The organism is Halomonas sp. ND22Bw (assembly GCF_003011945.1).
In the GTDB taxonomy this organism is placed as follows: Bacteria; Pseudomonadota; Gammaproteobacteria; order Pseudomonadales; family Halomonadaceae; genus Halomonas; species Halomonas halophila.
This window is the reverse complement of record NZ_PXWD01001498.1, coordinates 1-247: the sequence shown is the minus strand read 5'-3', so window position 1 is coordinate 247 and position 247 is coordinate 1. Positions and strand designations below refer to the sequence as shown.

The 247-nt window shown below is 65.2% G+C and carries 1 pseudogene; it reads right to left on the bottom strand.

What is annotated here, in order from left to right:
- Positions 1-247: pseudogene (locus CVH10_RS23210) on the bottom strand (NADP-dependent malic enzyme); the annotation flags it as partial.

Below are 247 nucleotides of genomic sequence, written 5' to 3'. Positions count from 1 at the left end.
GGCGGCACCCGCGCCCGAGGTGACGATGCGGACGTCGGAGAGCTGCTTGCCGGCGAGTTCGAGCCCATTGAGGACGGCGGCCGCCACGATGATCGCGGTGCCGTGCTGGTCGTCGTGGAAGACCGGAATGTTCATCCGCTCGCGCAGCGTCTGCTCGATGATGAAACATTCGGGCGCTTTGATATCCTCGAGGTTGATACCCCCGAAGCTCGGTTCCAGCAGCGCGACCGCGTTGACGAAGGCGTCG